The sequence below is a fragment of the Pseudomonas sp. OE 28.3 genome (assembly GCF_014268205.2).
In the GTDB taxonomy this organism is placed as follows: domain Bacteria; phylum Pseudomonadota; class Gammaproteobacteria; order Pseudomonadales; family Pseudomonadaceae; genus Aquipseudomonas; species Aquipseudomonas edaphica.
Genome location: NZ_CP077082.1, coordinates 5533150 through 5554415 on the forward strand (window position 1 = coordinate 5533150; position 21266 = coordinate 5554415).

At 60.6% G+C, this 21266-nt stretch carries 14 protein-coding genes; 3 read left to right on the forward strand and 11 right to left on the reverse strand.

Going from position 1 to position 21266, the window contains the following annotated elements:
* Position 1: 1 nt before the first annotated feature.
* The gene (gene nagE, locus HU759_RS24845; RefSeq protein WP_138449454.1) at positions 2-1699 is read left to right on the forward strand and encodes an N-acetylglucosamine-specific PTS transporter subunit IIBC; all 1698 of its coding nucleotides are present in this window, start codon (positions 2-4) and stop codon (positions 1697-1699) included.
* A 170-nt stretch (positions 1700-1869) separates the two neighbouring features.
* On the opposite strand, the gene HU759_RS24850 is transcribed toward nagE, so the two are convergent.
* The 3 genes from HU759_RS24850 to purL form a co-directional block, all read right to left on the reverse strand.
* Complete coding sequence (locus HU759_RS24850) at positions 1870-2133, reverse strand: DUF6124 family protein (RefSeq protein ID WP_170040770.1); 264 nt, start codon at positions 2131-2133, stop codon at positions 1870-1872.
* A gap of 463 nt (positions 2134-2596) precedes the next feature.
* Positions 2597-2908, reverse strand: a complete 312-nt coding sequence (locus HU759_RS24855) for an NGG1p interacting factor NIF3 (protein ID WP_106578295.1) — start codon at positions 2906-2908, stop codon at positions 2597-2599.
* Positions 2909-2912: 4 nt separating this feature from the next.
* Positions 2913-6809: a phosphoribosylformylglycinamidine synthase gene (gene purL / locus HU759_RS24860; protein WP_138449448.1), complete on the reverse strand. Its 3897-nt coding sequence runs from the start codon at positions 6807-6809 to the stop codon at positions 2913-2915.
* A 287-nt stretch (positions 6810-7096) separates the two neighbouring features.
* Between purL and mltF the strand changes: the two genes are divergently transcribed.
* Positions 7097-8557: a membrane-bound lytic murein transglycosylase MltF gene (mltF, locus tag HU759_RS24865; protein WP_186617293.1), complete on the forward strand. Its 1461-nt coding sequence runs from the start codon at positions 7097-7099 to the stop codon at positions 8555-8557.
* 136 nt (positions 8558-8693) lie between these two features.
* Here the strand turns inward: mltF and HU759_RS24870 are convergent, their stop codons facing one another.
* The 5 genes from HU759_RS24870 to treP all read right to left on the reverse strand — a co-directional run bounded on the left by HU759_RS24870 (position 8694) and on the right by treP (position 16181).
* Entirely contained in the window at positions 8694-8972 is a 279-nt protein-coding gene (locus HU759_RS24870) for a PTS transporter subunit EIIB (protein WP_186617295.1), read from the reverse strand.
* 2 nt (positions 8973-8974) lie between these two features.
* On the reverse strand, positions 8975-11506 hold the full coding sequence (ptsP, locus tag HU759_RS24875) for a phosphoenolpyruvate--protein phosphotransferase (protein ID WP_186617297.1): 2532 nt from the start codon (positions 11504-11506) through the stop codon (positions 8975-8977).
* Positions 11507-11671: 165 nt separating this feature from the next.
* The gene (locus tag HU759_RS24880) at positions 11672-12892 is read right to left on the reverse strand and encodes a carbohydrate porin (RefSeq protein WP_169985223.1); all 1221 of its coding nucleotides are present in this window, start codon (positions 12890-12892) and stop codon (positions 11672-11674) included.
* A gap of 75 nt (positions 12893-12967) precedes the next feature.
* Positions 12968-14614: an alpha,alpha-phosphotrehalase gene (gene treC / locus HU759_RS24885; RefSeq protein ID WP_186617299.1), complete on the reverse strand. Its 1647-nt coding sequence runs from the start codon at positions 14612-14614 to the stop codon at positions 12968-12970.
* A gap of 124 nt (positions 14615-14738) precedes the next feature.
* On the reverse strand, positions 14739-16181 hold the full coding sequence (gene treP, locus HU759_RS24890) for a PTS system trehalose-specific EIIBC component (RefSeq protein ID WP_017139698.1): 1443 nt from the start codon (positions 16179-16181) through the stop codon (positions 14739-14741).
* Between the two features lie 251 nt (positions 16182-16432).
* On the opposite strand from treP, the gene treR reads away from it, so the two are divergent.
* On the forward strand, positions 16433-17137 hold the full coding sequence (gene treR, locus HU759_RS24895) for a trehalose operon repressor (RefSeq protein ID WP_017139697.1): 705 nt from the start codon (positions 16433-16435) through the stop codon (positions 17135-17137).
* Positions 17138-17342: 205 nt separating this feature from the next.
* Here treR and guaA read toward each other — a convergent pair whose 3' ends face one another.
* From guaA to HU759_RS24910, 3 genes are all read right to left on the reverse strand, one after another.
* A complete protein-coding gene (guaA, locus tag HU759_RS24900; protein ID WP_017134673.1) occupies positions 17343-18920 on the reverse strand; it encodes a glutamine-hydrolyzing GMP synthase in 1578 nt (525 codons plus the stop codon).
* 81 nt (positions 18921-19001) lie between these two features.
* Positions 19002-20471, reverse strand: a complete 1470-nt coding sequence (guaB, locus tag HU759_RS24905; protein WP_016977684.1) for an IMP dehydrogenase — start codon at positions 20469-20471, stop codon at positions 19002-19004.
* Positions 20472-20713: 242 nt separating this feature from the next.
* Positions 20714-21262, reverse strand: a complete 549-nt coding sequence (locus HU759_RS24910; protein WP_015885727.1) for a hypothetical protein — start codon at positions 21260-21262, stop codon at positions 20714-20716.
* Between the last annotated feature and the right edge of the window lie 4 nt (positions 21263-21266).

The window sequence follows — 21266 nt, forward strand, 5'->3', positions numbered from 1 at the left end:
CATGTACCAACATTTCATCGAAGGCCTGCAACGCCTCGGCCGCGCACTGATGCTGCCGATCGCGATTCTGCCGATCGCTGGTCTCTTGCTGCGTCTGGGCGACACCGACCTTTTGAACATCGCGGTGATGCACGATGCCGGGCAAGCAATCTTCGCCAACCTGGCGCTGATCTTCGCCATCGGTATTGCCGTGGGTTTTGCCCGCGACAATAACGGCACGGCGGGTTTGGCCGGGGCGATTGGTTACCTGGTGATGATTTCCACGCTCAAGGTGATGGACACCACCATCAACATGGGCATGCTCGCCGGTATTGCCAGCGGCTTGATGGCCGGTGGGCTGTATAACCGCTTCAAGGACATCAAGCTGCCGGAGTACCTGGCCTTCTTTGGTGGGCGACGGTTTGTGCCGATTGTCACCGGGTTTTCGGCGGTCGCCCTGGGCGTGATCTTTGGCCTGATCTGGCCACCGATCCAGCACGGCATCAACAGCTTCGGTGTGCTGCTGATGGAAAGCGGCAGCTTTGGCGCATTCGTGTTTGGCGTGTTCAACCGCCTGCTGATCGTCACCGGCTTGCACCATATCCTCAACAACATGGCGTGGTTTGTGTTTGGCAGCTTTACCGACCCAACCACCGGCGCCATCGTCACCGGCGACCTGACCCGGTATTTTGCCGGCGACCCGAAAGGCGGCCAGTTCATGACCGGCATGTTCCCGGTGATGTTGTTCGGCCTGCCCGCCGCGTGTTTGGCGATGTACCGCAATGCACTGCCGGAACGCCGCAAGGTCATGGGCGGGATTTTCCTGTCGATGGCGCTGACCTCGTTTTTGACCGGTGTGACTGAGCCGATCGAATTCGCGTTTATGTTCCTCGCACCATTTTTGTACCTGATCCACGCGGTGCTCACCGGCCTGTCGATGGCCGTGACCAATATGCTGAATATCCACCTGGGCTTTACCTTCTCCGGTGGCTTTATCGACATGGTGCTTGGTTGGGGCAAATCCACCAACGGCTGGCTGGTATTCCCGGTCGGGTTGGCTTACGCGGTGATCTACTACAGCGTGTTCAACTATTGCATTCGTCGGTTCAACCTGAAGACACCGGGGCGTGAAGACATCCAGGTGGTGCAGGCTGAGGTGATGACCGATAACCAGCGGGCCAGTGCCTACATCCGTGCACTCGGCGGTGCAGAGAATTTGCTGAGTGTCGGCGCGTGCACGACTCGTCTGCGCCTGGACATGGTGGATCGTAACAAGGCGGTGGATGCGCAGTTGAAAGCACTGGGCGCGATGGCCGTGGTTCGGCCGGGTAACGGCGGGAGCTTGCAGGTGGTCGTAGGGCCGATGGCCGACAGCATTGCGGATGAGATCCGCCTGGCGATGCCGTCGTTTGTTGCCAGTGCGCCGGTGGCCGCCCAGCCTGTGGATAAACCGGTCGCGGTGAATGTGCAAGAGGCCGAGAAGTGGCTGAATGCTTTAGGCGGCCGCACGAATGTGCGCCAGCTGGAAGCGGTGGCGATGACCCGATTGCGGGTGGAACTGGGGGATGATTCGGTGCTGTCTGAAGCGGACCTGACTGCGCTGGGTTGCCAGGGTGTGAGCCAGCTGGACAGCGGGGTTTGGCATTTGTTGATTGGTGACAAGGCCACTGGATTGGGCGAAGCGCTGGAGCGGCTGGTTACCCGCCCAATCAACGCCTGACCGATCGTTCCCACGCTCTGCGTGGGAATGCCGCCCCGGACGCTCCGCGTCCAAGCCGTCGCCCTGCACAAGGGTGACGCGGAGCGTCACAGGATGCATTCCCACGCGGAGCGTGGGAACGATCAATGTGGGAGCTGGCTTGCCTGCGATTGGCCCTTACAGGCGCCTGATTACTTCTGATCAGGCACCTCAAATAGATCCAACACCCGGTCCACCATCAACTGAATACCTTCCAGCATCCGATGAATCCCCAGCACTGCATCACGCTGTGGGCCGTCGATATCAAAAGCCAGATTGCCTGCAAGTGCTTGTACTGATGCCAGGTCTTGGGAGGCATTGGCGAGCAGGGTTTCGCTGTTCAGGTTAGGAAGTACGGTGAAGATTTGATCGGTGGGCTGAGAATCAGATGGGGGATTTGGACTGTCTTTGATCATGGTGTGTTTCCTAGTGAGAATTTAGGAACTACCAGCATCACTTGCAGATGATGGGTGGCAGCTGTGCGCGGGCCTGCAAGACCGAGTCCCACCAGCACCTCGGTAGACCCGAAGGTCTCCCGCACACAGCCGCCATAAATGACGACCATGAAAAAGCGCCGCAATTATAAAGGCGCTTAGGAGTAACTGGTGAGGTTTCGGCGGGCTTGCAGTCCCGATCGCTGAATTGGCAGCGACTGGCAAAGGTTAATAAGGCGAGTTCCTAGGGACAACCTGAAAAGCCTGTGGGAAAGATCTGGGGCGCCTGTCCCGGCGCCATCGCAGGCAAGCCAGCTCCCACATTTTGAACGTATTCACAGATCAAACTGTGGGAGCTGGCTTGCCTGCGATTGGCCCTTACAACCAACAAAAAACCCGCTGACCAAACTGGCCCAGCGGGTTTCTCGTTTCTGCAACCTGCGAATCAAAAATCCGCCAACTGCCACACCTCATACGCCGGTGTCTCATAGGGATGGCTGAGTTTCAACGCGGCTACAACCGCCACGATCAACTCATCCGCCACCACCAGCTCAACCTTCCATTCCTCAACCACTTCAACCTGGCCCACTTGCCCGATAAACGGCTGGCTGCCGTCCAACGCGCGGAATTGGCCCTGGCCCAGCACTTGCCAGGCACAGCTGTCGTAGTTGCCGATGCGCCCGCCGCCGGCTGCGAAGACGGCGGTTTTCACCGTCTCCACATGGCTGGCGGGCACAAAGAAGGCAAGCTTGTACATTGCCTTAGTTCACCCACACGCGAGCGTTGCGGAACATGCGCATCCACGCGCCGTCTTCGTTCCACTCTTCAGGGCGCCACGAGTTTTGCACGGCGCGGAACACACGCTCCGGGTGCGGCATCATGATGGTCACGCGACCGTCGCGGCTGGTAAGGCCGGTGATCCCGCGCGGCGAGCCGTTCGGGTTGGCCGGGTAGCTCTCTGTGACCTTGCCGTGGTTGTCGACGAAACGCATCGCCACACAACCGGACAGGTCGGCTTCGAGCAGGGCTTCTTCGCTGGAGAATTCAGCGTGGCCTTCACCGTGGGCGATGGCGATTGGCATGCGCGAACCGGCCATGCCTTGCAGGAAGATCGAGTTGGATTCCTGCACCTGCACCATGGCGACACGGGCTTCGAACTGCTCGGAACGGTTACGCACAAAGTGCGGCCAGAACTCGCTGCCCGGGATCAACTCGTGCAGGTTGGACATCATCTGGCAACCGTTGCACACACCCAGGGTGAAGCTGTCGTTACGCTCGAAGAAGCCCTGGAACGCATCGCGCGCACGGCTGTTGAACAGGGCCGATTTGGCCCAGCCTTCACCGGCACCCAACACGTCACCGTAGGAGAAACCACCGCAAGCGACCAGGCCTTTGAACTCGTTGAGGTCAACGCGACCGGCGAGGATGTCGCTCATGTGCACGTCGATCGCATTAAAGCCGGCGCGGTCGAACGCGGCCGCCATTTCCACCTGGCCGTTGACGCCCTGCTCTCGCAGTACGGCAACTTGTGGGCGAATGCCTTTCTTGATGTAAGGCGCGGCGATGTCCTGGTTGACGTCGAAGCTGAGCTTGGTGCTCAGGCCCGGGTTGTCTTCTTCCAGGATCACGTCGAATTCCTGCTCGGCGCAGTCGGCGTTATCACGCAGGCGTTGGATCTGGTAGCTGGTCTCGGCCCACTGGCGTTGCAGCAAGCGGCGCTGGCCGGCAAACACGGTATCGCCATTGAAGGAGATATTGATTTCACCGTTATTGATCGGTTGACCGATCACCGCCACACAGTCGTCCAGGCCAGCGGCGCTGAATTGTGCGAGTACGTCCGGAGTGGCGTCCTGGCGAACCTGGATCACGGCGCCCAACTCTTCATTGAACAGGATGCCGTTGATTTCGGCAGCATCCTCGGCAACGCTGTCGAGCACAATGTTCAGGCCGCAGTGACCGGCAAATGCCATTTCGACAACGCTGGTCAGCAAACCGCCGTCGGAACGGTCGTGGTACGCCAGCAGGTGGCCGTCGGCGTTCAGGCCCTGGATCACGGCGAAGAAGGCTTTGAGGTCTTCGGCGTCATCCACGTCCGGCGCGTGCTTGCCGAGTTTGCCGTGGGTTTGCGCGAGGATCGAGGCGCCCATGCGGTTCTGGCCACGGCCCAGGTCGATCAGGATCAGATCGGTGGTGCCCTTGTCCATGCGCAGTTGCGGGGTCAGGGTCTGACGGATGTCGGTGACCGGGGCAAAACCGGTCACGATCAGCGACAGCGGCGAGGTCACGCTCTTGTCGGTGCCGTCTTCGTTCCAACGGGTGGCCATGGACATGGAGTCCTTGCCCACCGGAATGGTGATACCCAGTTCCGGGCACAGCTCCATGCCGACAGCCTTGACGGTGTCGTACAGGCGCGCATCTTCACCCGGGTGACCGGCAGCGGACATCCAGTTGGCCGACAGTTTGATGTCGGACAGCTTGCCAATGCGCGAAGCGGCGATGTTGGTGAGGGTTTCACCAATCGCCATACGGCCCGACGCCGGGGCGTCCAGCAGGGCCAGCGGCGTGCGCTCGCCCATGGCCATGGCTTCACCGGTGTACACGTCAAAGCTGGTGGCGGTGACGGCAACATCGGCCACCGGCACTTGCCATGGGCCAACCATTTGGTCACGGGCAACCAGGCCGGTGATGGTGCGGTCGCCAATGGTGATCAGGAAGCTTTTGCTCGCCACGGCCGGGTGGTGCAGCACGCGTTCGATGCTGTCGGCCAGTTCCAGCGTACTTGGGTCGAAGTCATCGCCCAGCTCGGTTTCACGCACGGCGGAGCGGTGCATGCGCGGGGCTTTGCCCAGCAGTACTTCCAGCGGCATGTCGACCGGGCTGTTGCCGAAGTGGCTGTCGGTGACCGTCAGCTGTGGTTCGGCAGTGGCTTCGCCGACCACGGCAAACGGGCAACGCTCACGTTCGCAGATGGCCTGGAAGCGCGCGAAGTCTTCAGGGCCAACGGCCAGTACGTAGCGTTCCTGGGATTCGTTACTCCAGATTTCGTGCGGGGCCATGCCCGGCTCGTCGTTTGGAATGTTGCGCAGTTCGAAACGGCCACCACGGTCGCCATCGTTGACCAGTTCCGGGAAGGCGTTGGACAAACCACCGGCGCCGACGTCGTGGATGAAGCTGATCGGGTTCTTGTCACCCAACTGCCAGCAACGGTCGATGACTTCCTGGCAGCGGCGTTCCATTTCCGGGTTTTCGCGCTGTACGGAAGCGAAGTCCAGGTCTGCCGAGCTGGTGCCGGTGGCCATGGAGGAAGCTGCGCCGCCGCCCAGGCCGATCAACATCGCCGGGCCGCCGAGGACGATCAGCTTGGAGCCGACCAGAATCTCGCCTTTCTTGACGTGTTCTTCGCGGATGTTGCCCATGCCGCCAGCCAACATGATTGGCTTGTGGTAGCCGCGCACTTCATCGCCACGCGGGGTGGTGATGGATTGTTCAAACGTACGGAAGTAGCCGGTGAGTGCCGGGCGCCCGAATTCGTTGTTGAACGCGGCGCCACCGAGCGGACCTTCGATCATGATGTCGAGTGCGGTGACGATGCGCTCAGGCTTGCCGTACGGCACTTCCCACGGCTGTTCGAAGCCCGGGATCTGCAGGTTGGACACGGTGAAACCGGTAAGGCCAGCCTTTGGCTTGGCGCCACGGCCGGTGGCGCCTTCGTCACGGATTTCGCCGCCCGAACCTGTCGCTGCGCCCGGGAACGGGGCAATCGCGGTCGGGTGGTTGTGGGTTTCAACCTTCATCAGGATGTGCACCGGCTCCTGCACCGCGCCGTACTGGCGGGTTTCAGGGTCCGGGAAGAAACGGCCGGCGACGGAGCCGACGATCACCGAAGCGTTGTCCTTATAAGCCGACAGAACGCCTTCGCTGTGCATCACGTAGGTGTTCTTGATCATGCCGAACAGGCTTTTTTCCTGGCTTTCGCCGTCAATGTCCCAACTGGCGTTGAAGATCTTGTGACGGCAGTGCTCGGAGTTGGCCTGCGCAAACATCATCAGCTCGATGTCGTGCGGGTTGCGCTTCAAGCCGTTGAAGGCGTCGACCAGGTAGTCGATCTCGTCTTCGGCGAGCGCCAGGCCCAGTTCGGTGTTGGCCTTCTCGAGGGCGGCGCGGCCACCGCCGAGCACGTCAATCGCAGTGAGCGGCTTGGGCTCGGCGTGGCTGAACAGGCCGGCAGCCTGTTCCAGCTGGCTGACGATGATCTGGGTCATGCGGTCGTGCAGGCTGCTGGCAATCAGCTCGGCTTCGGCATCGCTGAACTGGCCGGCGACGTAGAAAGCGATACCGCGTTCCAGGCGCTGGATTTTTTCCAGGCCGCAATTACGCGCGATATCACTGGCCTTGCTCGACCAGGGCGAGATGGTGCCGAACCGCGGCAGAACCAGGAACAAGCGGCCGGTCGGCTCTTGAACGGGAACGCTAGGGCCGTACTTCAGAAGGCGTGCGAGCACTTGCTGTTCGTCGGCGGTCAAGACGCCGGTTACGTCGGCGAAGTGAGCAAATTCAGCATACAAGCCTGTAACAGCTGGAACCTTTTGGCTCAGTTGCTCAAGGAGTTTGCTGTGGCGAAAGGCAGAAAGGGCAGGAGCGCCGCGCAGGATCAACATCTTCGGGACAGCCTCGGGAAGGGGGTGTGCTTTGAGGCCGTGCATTCTAGCGTAAACCTGCGCCAACGGCACCCGAAACGGCACGGCTGGCCGCTGCCGAACGTCAGTTGGCAGCGATTGCACGCTTTCGGGGCGAAATCCTGGGGTTGGCGCGCAGTTATTTTAACCGTCACAAACCCTCGCCAACCCACGTTTCTGCGGGCTGCAGCCCGGTTTTGCGGGTGCTAGCAGACAAGTCCGCTGCTGTCGAGATATGGCGCCGAGGGCCGTTTGCGTATACTGCGCAGATGTTCTCCCCTACTGCTTTACGCCCGCGATGCGCCAAATGGCTGATCGCAACCGGACTCTTCCTGATGCTCAGCGCCTGTGTTGATAAGCCCAGCACGCTCGAGCGAATCAAGGAGGATGGCGTATTGCGGGTGATTACCCGGAACAGCCCGGCGACGTATTTCCAGGACCGCAACGGTGAAACCGGTTTCGAGTACGAACTGGTCAAGCGCTTTGCCGATGACCTGGGCGTGAAGCTGGAGATCGAGACCGCGGATAATCTCGATGACCTGTTCGGCCAGCTGGGCAAACCCAACGGTCCGGTTCTTGCGGCCGCCGGCCTGGTCAGCAGCGAGCAGCGCGCGCAACAGGTGCGTTTCTCCCATCCGTACCTGGAAGTCACGCCGCAGATCATCTACCGCAATGGCCAGTCGCGCCCCACCGGCCCGGCAGACCTGGTGGGCAAGAAGATCATGGTGCTCAAAGGCAGCACCCACGCCGAGCAATTGGTGGCACTTAAAAAGCAGAACCCAGCGATTGAATACGAAGAGTCCGACGCCGTGGAGGTGGTGGACCTGCTGCGCATGGTGGACGAGGGCCAGATCGACCTGACCCTGGTGGACTCCAACGAAGTGGCGATGAACCAGGTGTACTTCCCCAACGTGCGCGTGGCCTTCGACCTCGGCAATGCCAGCAACCAGAGCTGGGCCGTGGCGCCGGGTGAAGACAATAGCCTGCTCAACGAGATCAACAGCTACCTGGACAAGGTTGAGAAAAACGGCACCCTGCAGCGACTGAAAGACCGTTACTACGGGCATGTCGATGTACTCGGCTATGTCGGCGCCTACACCTTCGCCCAGCATTTGCAGCAACGCCTGCCCAAGTACGAGAAACACTTTCGCGCCTACGCCAAGGAAGAAAAGGTCGACTGGCGCCTACTGGCGGCCATCGGCTATCAGGAATCGCTGTGGCAACCGGCCGTCACCTCCAAGACCGGCGTGCGCGGCCTGATGATGCTGACCCAGAACACCGCCCAGGCCATGGGCGTGTCCAACCGCCTGGACGCCAAGCAAAGCATCATGGGCGGTGCCAAGTACCTGGCCAAGATCAAGGATGAGCTGGACGACAGCATTGCCGAGCCGGACCGCACCTGGTTCGCCCTCGCCGCCTATAACGTCGGCACCGGCCACCTGGAAGATGCGCGCACGCTGGCCAAGAAAGACGGCCTGAACCCGAACAAGTGGCTGGACGTGAAGAAGATGCTGCCGCGCCTGTCGCAGAAGCAGTGGTACAGCAAGACCCGCTACGGTTATGCCCGCGGTGGCGAGCCGGTGCATTTTGTCGCGAACATCCGGCGGTATTACGACATTCTCACCTGGGTGACCCAGCCGCAGTTGGAAGGCAACCAAGTGGTGGAAGGCAACTTGCACGTGCCGGGTATCGACAAGACCAAGCCGCCGGAAGATAACCCGCAGCTGTAAACCCAATCGCCCAAACGACCCATACCCCTGTGGGAGCCGGGCTTGCCCGCGATGGCGGCTAGCCAGTCAACATATTCGTTTCCTGACACACCGCTATCGCGGGCAAGCCCGGCTTCCACAGTTGATCCTCGTCGTTTTATAGGCCAGTGAGCAGATGCACGACCCCGCCCGTTAACACCATCACACCCGCAACACCCGCCGCCTTCAGCGCCTGCGCATCCAGCCGCCCTGCATCCTGCAACTGCACCCGCACCCGCGTCAGTGCCACGCGCTGTTGCGACTTGAGGTTATCCACACCGCCCAATGCGCTCAGTACCTCGGCCGACAACAGACCCTGCGCAGGCGCCACCACGGTTTCGGCAATCAAGTCCGGGGTGAGGGCCTTCCAGAATGCGTGCTGTAATTTCTCGAACATGCTCAGTGCTCCACGACAGGTGAGGTTTCAACAGTGGCCGCGTGGTACAGGCGCAGGGCCTCGCGTACTTGGGCGGCTTCTTCCAGGCCAAGCACCTGGCGGGCGATGATCTGGCAGTCGGCCATGTCCAGCTCGCGCACGGTGGCCTTGATGGTCGGGATCAGCGGTACGCTGACCGACAGTTCATCCACCCCCAGCCCGATCAACACCGGCACCGCCAGTGCTTCAGACGCCAACGCGCCGCACACGCCGACCCACTTGCCATGGGCGTGGGCGGCCTTGACCGTGGTGGCAATCAGGCGCAATACCGACGGATGGAAGCTGTCGGCCTGGCTTGCCAGGCGCGGGTGGTCGCGGTCCATGGCCAGGGTGTATTGGGTGAGGTCATTGGTGCCGATGGAGAAGAAATCCACATGCGGCGCGAAGACATCTGCCATCAAGGCCGCAGACGGCACCTCGATCATGATGCCCAGCTTTGGCAGCTCGGTCAGGCTCAGCGCCAGCGCTTCCTCTTCAAGGATCTTGCGCGCCAGATGCAGCTCCGACAGCAGGCTGACCATCGGTAGCATGATATGCAGCCGCGCAAATCCGGCACTCGCCAGGATCGCGCGGAACTGCTCGCGCAGCAATTCAGGGCGTTCCAGGCACAGGCGAATACCACGCAGGCCGAGGAACGGGTTGGTCTCGCGCTCCATCGGCACATAGGCCAAAGGTTTATCGCCGCCCACATCCAAAGTGCGCACCACCAGATTGCGTTCGCTGCCCAGGGCTCGGGCGATGGCGCTGTAGGTGCCGGCTTGTTCCTCGGGGCTGGGCGCACGATTGCGGTCCAGGTAGAGAAACTCCGAACGCAACAGGCCAACGCCTTCACCGCCCAAGGCCAGGGATTGCTCGACCTCCTGCAACGAGGCGACATTGGCCGTGATCTCGACATGATGACCATCGCGCGTGATACCGGGCAAGGCGGCCCGCGCCACTTCACGCTCACGTCGCAGTATGTGTTGCTTGCGCGTAGCGGCCAGTTGCTCGACAGCGGCCAGGTCAGGCTCCAGGTGCAGCTCGCCTTTGTCGGCATCGAGCAGCACCTGCTTGCCGTTGGCCAGCGCCAGTGCCTGTGCCGGAACGCCGCACAACGACGGCAAACCAAGGGCACGCGCCAGGATCGCCACATGGCTGGTGGCGCCGCCGCCGACGGTGACGAACCCCAACACTTTGCGCGTATCGAGGCCAGCGGTTTGCGAGGGGGTCAGTTGCTCGGCAATCACGATCGCACGATCCGGCAACGCCCAGGCGCTGTCCTCAATACCGAGGATCAACTTCAGCACACGCTGGCCAACATCGGCCAAATCCGCTGCGCGCTCAGCCAGCAACGCACTGCCCAGGCCGAGAAATAGCTTGGCGGTTGCGGCCGTGGCGCTGTTCCAGGCAAAGGCAGCACTCTTGCCTTCGGTGAGCAGGCGATGGGCTTGCTCCAACAGGGTCGGGTCTTCAAGCAGTTCCTGATGGGCGCGGAAGATTTCCGCCTGGGCGCTGCCAACCGCTTTGTCTTGCAACACTTGCAGCGCTTCGGTGGCTACCAGTAAGGCGCGGCTCAGCGCAGCGTGTTCAACGGATTCACCCGCGCCCTGTTCCTCGATGTGCAACTCGGGTTCCGCCACTTGAAACACCTGGCCAAACGCGGAGCCGGGCGAAGCACACACGCCGCGCAACAAGGTCGCCGATGACTCGGGTGACTGCGTTTCAACAGGCGCAACAGACTCTTCGACTGCCTCCCCGCAACCTTGCGCCAGCAGGGTTACCAATGCCTTGATGGCCGCATCGGCATCCTCTCCCGCCGCACTCACTTGCAAGGTATCGCCCTGCACGGTTTGCAGCGCCATGATCGCCACCAATGACTTGGCGTTGGCGCTCTGGGTTTGCTTGTGCAGGTAAATGCTGGCGTTGAAACCTTTGGCCGTCTGGGCCAGCACGGCGGCCGGGCGTGCGTGCAAACCGTTGGCATTGGGCAACGTCAGCGGTTTGGAGAACAGTGCATCGCCTTCCTCCTCGCCCACGGTTTCAGCGGCCTGGCCGGGTGAGACGTGCAACAGCGGCTGGCCCACCTCCACCGCGCCACTGCCCGATGCCAGCCACACAAACGGCTCGCCGCTGACCACCAGCATCAAGGTCAGCAAACTGCGCGCATTGAGCGCCACGTAGTCGGCATCAAACTCGATCAACGGCTGCCCGACCTCGACCCGCTGGCCTTCCTCGACCAGACGGGTGAAGCCCTTGCCAGCCAGGTGCACCGTGTCCAGGCCAATATGCATCAGCACCTGCACGCCGTTGTCGCCGGTGACGCTGACCGCATGCCCGGTGTCCTGGATATTGCTGATCACCCCGGCCAACGGCGCGCACAGGGTCTGCGAGGTGGGATCGATGCACAGGCCGTCGCCGATCATGCGGCTGGCGAACACCGGGTCAGGCACCTGGTCCAGCGCCAGCAGCACCCCGGACAAGGGCGCCAGCAGTTCCAGGGGTTGAGTTGTGGTCATGACTTCACCTGCTGTTTTGTTCTGTAAAAATCATAGGGCGAACGACGATCCACTGTGGGAGCTGGCTTGCCTGCGATGCCGGCGACTCGGTGTCTCAGTAAGACCGAGGGGTTGCTATCGCAGGCAAGCCAGCTCCCACCTAAAAAGCGTTCACTTAAAACCGAGCTATTTCCACCAATATTCGACTTGCACACCCACATTCGAGCCATGCCGCGCCGTGCCGTAGGCGCCGGTGTCGGACAACGCCGAGCCCGCCGCCAGTTCGTTCGCCGCGCGCTTGGCCGCTTCGTTCCAGGTTGCATAGGTGTAGTACAACCGCACTTCCGGCCGTGCCCAGAAATCCGGGCCGTTGGGCGACCAGGTCGGGGCGAAGGTAAATTTGCTCAGCTTGCGCGTACCACCGGCGGCCTCGACTTGATCATGCCCAAGCTCGGTGACCAGTTTGAACTGTTCGCTGATGGCATATGCCGGGCGCACACCGATGGACATCCAGGTCTGGTCCTGGCTGCCCGGGCGGATATCCTTTTGATACACTGCCTCGACCTGCCCGCCGAAACGCGGCGTCACCTGCCAGTCGAAAAACTCCACGGCGCGGTAGCTTTTGCTGCTCTTGTCCAAGGCGGTATCGCCGGTATAGCCCAAACCCGTGCCGGGGCCTTCGCCGTACTGCAAGGCGAATTTGTTCTTGCCGCCCAGAAACGGTTTTTGCACATGCTGCGCGGTGATCGCCCAACCGCTGTTGGCCTCACGCCCGCCGGCTTTTTCTATATAGCTCAAGCCAAACTCCAGCTCACCGCCGGGGTTGGTCTTGAAGCCTGCCACGTTGAAGTCGTGACGGGTGGCGTATTCTTTCTGGTAGAGGTTGTCCTTGCGCGACAGCGCGTAGCTGTATTTGAGGTCGCCGATTTTGACGTCCTCGACACCGCCGCCCGTGGCGCTCTGGTTCCAGTAGTAGAAGTCGGAGATATGGATGTCGTTACGCTTGTAGTAACGGCGCCCCGCCCACACCGAGCCGCCATTGAGGCTGGGCAGGTTGGACCACTGCGCGTACATCTGCGGCATGCGCGCCGAGCCGTTGTCCTCACCCTGGAACTTCAGGGCTCGGTCGTATTTGTTGTACAGCGATGCCATGGCATCGACGCTCAGCACCGAGCCGTCGTCGAGGGTCAACAGGTCCTGGCGCAACTCGAGTTCGGCGTACTGCTCGCATTCGTTGCCCAGGCGGTATTTGGATTGCGCCCCCGGCAGTTGGAAACACTGTTGCTTGCCACTGCCTGTTGAAGTCCCCGCGCCGCTGCGCAAGTAGCCGGCAAACTCCAGGGCTTGAACGGCAAAAGGTGCGGTAAGACATGAAGCAATGAGGCCCAGCTTTATTGTTGTTTTCATGAAGCACTCCGATATTTTTATTATGTTTTTTTGGTGAAGCGCCCCCGCACTCCCATACGGGGGATGCAGCGGGTCTCAGTCCTTGAGGTGCAGCACAAACGATTCATACGGGCGCAACACCACCGTGCTCGAACGCAACGGGCAGTCGGGGTAATTGCTGATCAGCAGGCGTTGCTCGTTCGCCGCACTGATGACGCCTTCCGGCAGTTGGATTTCGCAGGCTGTGCCGTAGAAGTTGTTGAGTACCAACAAGCGCTCGCCATCGCCTTCGCGCAGATACGCCCAGACCTGGAGGTGGTCTTGCAGCAGTTGGCGATAAACGCCCTCCTGGATCAGCGGCTCGTGACGACGCAACGCAATCAGCGCGCGGTAGTGATGCAGCACCGAATCGGGGTCATCCAGCTGGCTTTCGACGTTGATCTGCGCCGCGTTGGCCGGGATGCCGATCCACGGTTCACCGCTGCTGAAACCGGCATTGGCCTGGGTGTTCCATTGCATTGGCGTGCGGCTGTTGTCGCGCGACTTCTGCATGATCGCCGCCATGCTCGACGCCTCGGACTCACCGGCATCACGCTTGAGGCGGAAGATGTTCAGGGTCTCGACATCGCGGTACTGCTCAATCTTGTCGAAACCCGGGTTGGTCATGCCCAGCTCTTCGCCCTGGTACACATACGGCGTGCCCTGGAGGAAGTGCAGCGCAGTGGCGAGCATCTTGGCCGAGACCACGCGGTACTCGCCGTCGTTACCAAAACGCGAGACCACTCGCGGCTGATCGTGGTTACACCAGAACAGCGCGTTCCAGCCGCCACCGGCCTGCATGCCCAGTTGCCAGTCGGAAAAAATCTGCTTGAGCTGCAGGAAGTCGAAGTCGGCCTTCACCCACTTTTGCAGGTTCGGGTAATCGACTTTCAAGTGATGAAAGTTGAAGGTCATCGACAGCTCTTTGGACGCCGGATTCGAATAACGAATGCAGTGCTCAAGGCTGGTGGACGACATCTCGCCGACGTTGATCAGGTCGTGCCCTTCGAAGACTTCACGGTGCATTTCCTGCAGGTACTCATGCACGTTCGGGCCGTCGGTGTAGAAGCGGCGGCCATCGGTGTTGTCTTCGGGGAAATCGGCAGGCTTGGAGATCAGGTTGATCACGTCCAGGCGGAAGCCACCCACGCCTTTGTCACGCCAGAAGCGCATCAACTGGTACACCTCGGCGCGCACGTTGGGGTTGTCCCAATTGAGGTCGGCCTGGGTATGGTCGAACAGGTGCAGGAAGTACTGGCCGGTTTGCGCCTCGTATTCCCAGGCCGAACCGCCGAACTTGGATTGCCAGTTGTTCGGCTGGTCGCGCCAGATATAGAAGTCGCGGTACGGGTTGTTGAGGCTGCTGCGCGCCTGCTGGAACCACTCATGCTCGATGGAGGTGTGGTTGACCACAATGTCGAGCATCAGCTTGATGCCGCGCTTGGCCGCTTCGCTGATCAGCAGGTCGCAATCGGCCATGGTCCCGTAGCTGGGGTCGATGGCGTAGTAGTCGCTGATGTCGTAGCCGTTGTCGCGTTGCGGCGAGCGCAGGAACGGGGTGATCCACAGGCAATCCACGCCCAGCCACTTGAGGTAATCGAGTTTGTCCACGATGCCCAGCAGGTCACCGGTGGCGTTACCCGCGTGGCTGTGGAAGCTTTTGGGGTAGATCTGGTAGATCACCGAGTCTTGCCAGTCTTGCATGGTGGGTTCCTTCAATTGAGTTGTGTGCTGGCTTTGAGGGCCTCATCGCGGGCAAGCCCGGCTCCAACTTTGATGTGTGAACACATTCAAATGTGGGAGCTGGCTTGCCTGCGATAGCGATCGATCAAGCGACGCGATACCCCGGCCGCACAATCTTCATGCTCAACGCACAGGTCAGAACAAACGGCACGACCATGGCGATGACCATCCCGATCACAAAACTGGGGATGAACTGCGGAATGATCGAAATAAACCCAGGCAAGCCACCCACGCCGATGGCCGAGGCCGTCACCTTGTTCAGCGACAGGAAAATGCTGCCCAGCGCCGAGCCGAGCAGTGCGGCATAGAACGGAAATTTGAAGCGCAGGTTCACGCCGAACATCGCCGGTTCCGTGATACCGAAGTAAGCGGAAATCGCCGAGGTCGAGGCCATGCTTTTGTCCCGCGCGTTGCGGGTCATGTAGAACACGCCCAGTGCGGCGCTGCCCTGGGCCAGGTTGGACATCACGATCATCGGCCAGATAAAGGTGCCGCCCTGGGTGGAGATAAGTTGCAGGTCCACGGCGAGAAACATGTGGTGCATGCCGGTGATCACCAGCGGCGCGTACAACAGGCCGAAAATCGCCCCGCCAACCATCGGCGCCAGGTCAAACAGGGTGACCACGCCTTCGGTAATCAGGATGCCGAGGTGACGGGTCACCGGGCCGATGATGGCCAGCGCCAGCACGCCGGTGACGACGATGGTGGTGATCGGCACCACGAGCAGTTGGATGGCGTTTGGCACGCGTGCCCGCAGCCACTTTTCAATCACGCTCATCACATAGGCCGCCATCAGGATCGGCAGGATCTGGCCCTGATAACCCACCTTCTCAATCTTGAACCAACCGAAAATATCGAAGTACGGCAGGCTCTGACCATCGAGCCCGGCCACCGCCTTGCCGTAGTTCCAGGCGTTGAGCAAGTCCGGGTGCACCAGCATCAGGCCGAGCACGATGCCGAGGATTTCGCTGCCGCCGAAGCGCTTGGCCGCCGACCAGCCCACCAGCGCCGGCAGGAACACAAACGAGGTGTTGGCCATAAGGTTGATCAGGCTCCACAGGCCATCCAGGTTCGGATACGCCTCCAGCAGCGTCTGGCCCTCGATGAACATGCCCTTGGCGCCCATCAGGTTGTTCACGCCCATCAGCAGGCCGGCGATGATCAGCGCGGGCAGGATCGGCATGAACACGTCGGAGAACACCCGCACCAGACGCTGCATGGCGTTGGTCTTGTCGGCGCCCTTCTGCTTGACGTCAGCGATGGTCGAAGCCGCAAGACCCGTCTGCTCACGCAGGGCGGCATAGACCTTTTCCACTTCGCCGGGGCCGATCACCACTTGGAACAGGCCGCCGGTGAAGAACGAGCCCTTGACCAGATCGACCTGGTTCAACGCGCTGCTGTTGACCAGGCTCGGGTCCTTGAGCGCCAGGCGCAGGCGGGTCACGCAGTGGGCGGCTTGCTCAAGGTTGTCGCTGCCCCCGAGGTTCTCGAGAATCTCGCGGGCAATATTGGAATAGTCGTGGCTCATGCTTGGTTTCCACTTTGGTTTTTTTATTTGGGGGCAGTCATTGGCAGCACGCCGTGGGCAAAAGTACTCGTATGTACGAGTTAAATCAATAACTCGTCTGTACGAGTTACATAAAGTTTATTTTTCTGAATTTGAAGTCAGACATTTCCCTAATTCCACGCAGGTCCAATGGACAAAGCCCACCTCTGCCACTAAGGTTCCTGCCTTGAACCCGCCGTTCACTTTCATCAAGCCGGCACAGAGCCATCCCCATGAGCAAATACAACCAGATCTATACGGATCTGCTTGCCAGCATCACCACTGAACGCCTGCAACGCGGTACGCGCCTTCCCTCTGAAACCGAACTGATGGACGCCTACCAGGCCAGCCGTGGCACGGTGCGCCGCGCCATCGAGCAGTTGCAGGAGCGTGGTTTTGCGCAAAAAATCCACGGCAAGGGCACGTTTGTGTTGTCGCCCAACCCCATTGAGTTCCAACTGGGCGGCATCGTCAGCTTCCACGAAACCCACGCTGACCTGGGCGATGACGTACGCACCGAAGTAGTCGAATTCAGCCAGTTCCCGCTCGAAGGCTCGCTGCTGCAACACATCGAAGCCGCGCCCGGCGCTCTGATTACCCGCATCAAACGGGTACGGCGCATCGGCGGCAAACGCGTGATCCTGGACATCAACCACTTTGTGGCTGACCTGATCCCCGGCCTGGACCGCGACATCGCCGAGCAGTCGATCTATGCGTTTATCGAACAGACGCTGGAGCTGCAGATCAGTTATGCGCAGCGCACCATCGAAGCCCTGCCGCGCAGCAAGGACGACCAGGCGCATCTGGATCTGGATGGGCAAAGCCATGTGATTGTGGTGAGCAACCAGACGTTTTTGCAGGATGGCAGGCAGTTCGAGTACACCGAGTCGCGGCATACGCTGGATAAGTTTTACTTTTCGGATATTGCGCGGCGCTAAAGCCGAAAGAAGATCAAATGTGGGAGCGGGCTTGCCCGCGATGGCGTCCTGTCAGTTATCGATGTGTTGCCTGATAGGCCCTCATCGCGGGCAAGCCCGCTCCCACACTTCGATCAGTGTTGTTTGATCTGGCGTATTCCAGAAACACAAAACCCCGGCACATGGCCGGGGTTTTGTTATTCAGCATTCACCTGCTAGCGCAGGATCACTCCCACTCAATCGTCGCCGGCGGCTTGCTCGACACGTCATACGTCACGCGCGAAATACCTTCGATTTCATTGATGATACGGCCGCTGACAGTCTCCAGCAGCTCGTACGGCAGGTGTGCCCAACGCGCGGTCATGAAGTCGATAGTCTCGACGGCACGCAGTGCAACAACCCACGCATAACGACGGCCATCGCCCACAACGCCCACCGATTTCACCGGTTGGAACACCACGAAGGCCTGGCTGACTTTGTGGTACCAGTCGGCTTTACGCAGTTCTTCGATGAAGATGTGGTCGGCGCGACGCAGCAGGTCGGCGTATTCCTTCTTCACTTCACCCAGGATGCGCACGCCCAGGCCCGGGCCTGGGAATGGGTGACGGTAGACCATGTCGTAGGGCAGGCCGAGTTCCAGGCCCAGGCGGCGGACTTCGTCCTTGAACAGTTCGCGCAGTGGTTCTACCAGCTTGAGGTTCATCTCCTCCGGCAGGCCACCCACGTTGTGGTGGGACTTGATCACGTGGGCCTTGCCGCTCTTGGCGCCAGCCGACTCGATCACGTCAGGGTAGATGGTGCCCTGGGCGAGGTACTTGATGTTGTCCAGTTTGTTGGACTGGGCATCAAACACGTCGATGAAGGTGCGGCCGATGATCTTGCGCTTCTTCTCTGGGTCGCTTTCGCCCGCCAGGTTGTTGAGGAACTGGTCCTCGGCGTTGGCGCGGATCACCTTGACGCCCATGTTCTCAGCGAACATGGCCATCACTTGCTCGCCTTCGTGCAGGCGCAGCAGGCCATTGTCGACGAACACGCACGTCAGCTGGTCGCCGATGGCTTTGTGCAGCAGCGCGGCAACCACGGAGGAGTCAACGCCGCCGGACAGGCCGAGCAATACGTTGTCGGTACCGACCTGGGCACGCACGTTGGCGATGGCGTCTTCAGCGATTTTCGACGGAGTCCACAGGGCTTCGCACTGGCAGATGTCGAGGATGAAGCGCGACAGGATACGGCCGCCTTGCTTGGTGTGGGTCACTTCCGGGTGGAACTGCACGCCGTAATAGCCGCGCTCGTCGTTGAACATGCCGGCAATCGGGCAGCTCGGGGTGCTGGCCAGGATGTGGAAGTCTTCCGGCATCTTGGTGACCTTGTCACCGTGGCTCATCCACACGTCGAGGCCGAACAGGCCGTCGGCGTCGATGTGGTCTTCGATGCCGTCCAGCAGGCGGCTCTTGCCGACCACGTCGACACGGGCATAACCGAATTCACGCAGTTCGGAACCTTCAACCTTGCCGCCCAGTTGCTCGGCCATGGTCTGCATGCCGTAGCAGATACCGAAGACGGGCACGCCCAGGTCGAATACGGCTTGCGGGCAACGCGGGCTGTTGGCTTCGTGCACGGACTCGGGGCCACCGGCAAGGATGACGCCTTTCGGTGCGAATTCGCGGATCGCTTCGTCGTCCATGTCGAACGGGTGCAGTTCGCAGTACACGCCGATTTCACGCACGCGGCGGGCGATCAGTTGGGTGTACTGGGAACCGAAGTCGAGGATCAGGATGCGGTGGGCGTGAATGTCGAGGGCCATGAAGTCAGTCTCGTCTAATGAATCAGAAACAACTCGGGGCTGAAAGAACAGCCCCGGTTACTTAACGTTTTGCTGGAAGCCTCAACCTACGCGGTAGTTCGGCGCTTCCTTGGTGATCTGCACGTCGTGGACATGGGATTCAGCCATGCCGGCGCCGGTGATCCGTACGAACTCTGGCTTGGTGCGCATTTCTTCGATGTCGGCGCTGCCGGTGTAGCCCATCGAGGAACGCAGGCCGCCCATCAATTGATGGATGATCGCGCTCAGGGTGCCTTTGTACGGCACACGGCCTTCGATGCCTTCCGGTACGAGCTTCTCGGCGCCTGCCGAGGAGTCCTGGAAGTAACGGTCGGAAGAGCCCTGCGCCTGGGACATGGCGCCCAGCGAACCCATGCCGCGATAAGCCTTGTACGAACGGCCCTGGAACAGTTCGATTTCGCCTGGTGCTTCTTCGGTACCGGCGAACATCGAGCCCATCATCACGCAGGAAGCACCGGCAACGATGGCCTTGGACAGGTCACCGGAGAAACGGATGCCGCCGTCGGCGATCAACGGAACGCCCGTGCCTTCAAGGGCAGCAGCAACGTTGGCGATGGCGCTGATTTGCGGCACGCCTACACCGGCGACGATACGCGTGGTGCAGATGGAGCCAGGGCCGATACCGACCTTGACCGCATCGGCGCCGGCTTCGGCCAGGGCCTTGGCGGCTGCGCCGGTGGCGATGTTGCCGCCGATAACCTGTACGTCAGGGAAATTCTGTTTGACCCAGCGAACGCGGTCGATCACGCCTTTGGAGTGGCCGTGGGCAGTGTCGACCACCACCACGTCAACACCGGCAGCCACGAGGGCCGAAACGCGATCACCGGTGTCTTTACCGGTGCCGACCGCAGCGCCGACGCGCAGACGACCTTGGTCATCCTTGCTGGCCAGCGGGTAAGCCTTGGCTTTTTCGATGTCGTTGACGGTCATCATGCCTTTGAGGGCGAATTTGTCGTCGACGATCAGCACGCGCTCGATGCGGTGCTTGTGCAGCAATTCGCGCACATCGTTCTTGTCGGCGCCTTCCTTGACAGTAACGAGGCGCTCTTTAGGCGTCATCACTTCACGGACGGTGACTTCAAGACGGTTCTCGAAACGCACGTCACGGGAAGTGACGATGCCGACCAGGTCGCCATCGTGCAGTACTGGAACGCCGGAGATGTTGTGCAGGCGGGTCAGGTCGAACAGATCACGCACGGTGGCGTCGGCTTCGATGGTGATTGGATCTTTCACCACACCGGCTTCGTAACGCTTGACCTTGCGCACTTCGGCAGCTTGCTGCTCGATGGTCATGTTCTTGTGGATGATGCCAATGCCGCCTTCCTGAGCCATGGCGATTGCCAAACGGGCTTCAGTGACGGTGTCCATGGCAGCGGAAACCAGAGGAATATTCAGCTCGATGCCACGGGTTAGGCGGGTCTTGAGACTGACTTCGTTAGGAAGCACCTCGGAATAACCGGGCACGAGGAGAATGTCGTCGAATGTCAGAGCTTCTTGGCTGATACGCAGCATCGCGGGGGCTCCCGAGCGGGAAAATGGAAGCGCGCCATTATATACATGCACCCTGTCGGGCTCAATGTAAAACTCTGACAAACTTGGTAATACTGATAGATGGATAAAACCTGCAGCGCTAGATCGTTCCCACGCTCCGCGTGGGAATGCCGCCAGGGACGCTCCGCGTCCGGGGTCTTGCGCTATGGTGACGCGGAGCGTCACGGGATACATTCCCACGCAGGAGCGTGGGAACGATCAGGTTAAAGCTCGACTTTGACCCAACTCATCTTCTGGTCCAACCAGTCGGCAAATTCGTCGATAAAGCTCTGCTTGAACCCTGCCTCCGCCCAGTTGTTGAAGATAAACCCCAGGTTGGAAAACCCGCATTCCTGCAGGAATAGAAACCCATTGATGTCATCTTCATGCCCACACAACGGGCAAGTGAAGTTATCGGTGTGGCCGGGCATCCAGTCTTCCAGGCTTTCGAACAGCGCCTCGCCGACTTCTTTAAGGCACTCCGGGCAGCCGGCCTCTTCGAGAAAGCCCTTGGCCGGCGTGTAGATGCAGCGCTTGTAGATGATCTCCAGGCCATTGATCGGCTCGTTGAACGGCAGCGCTTCGGGGTGCAGCACCACGGCGCGGGCGCCGTCGGCCAGGGCGTAGGCCATGCGGTTGCCGGTGCGCCCGCAGGTGGTCAGCTCTTCCTTGATGATGTTCTTGCGCACCAGCCAACGCACGATGGCCCGGGCGCGGGGTTCGTGGACGGGCAAGGTGGAGATTTTGGGGACAAGGATGCTTTGGGAGTTCATGGTG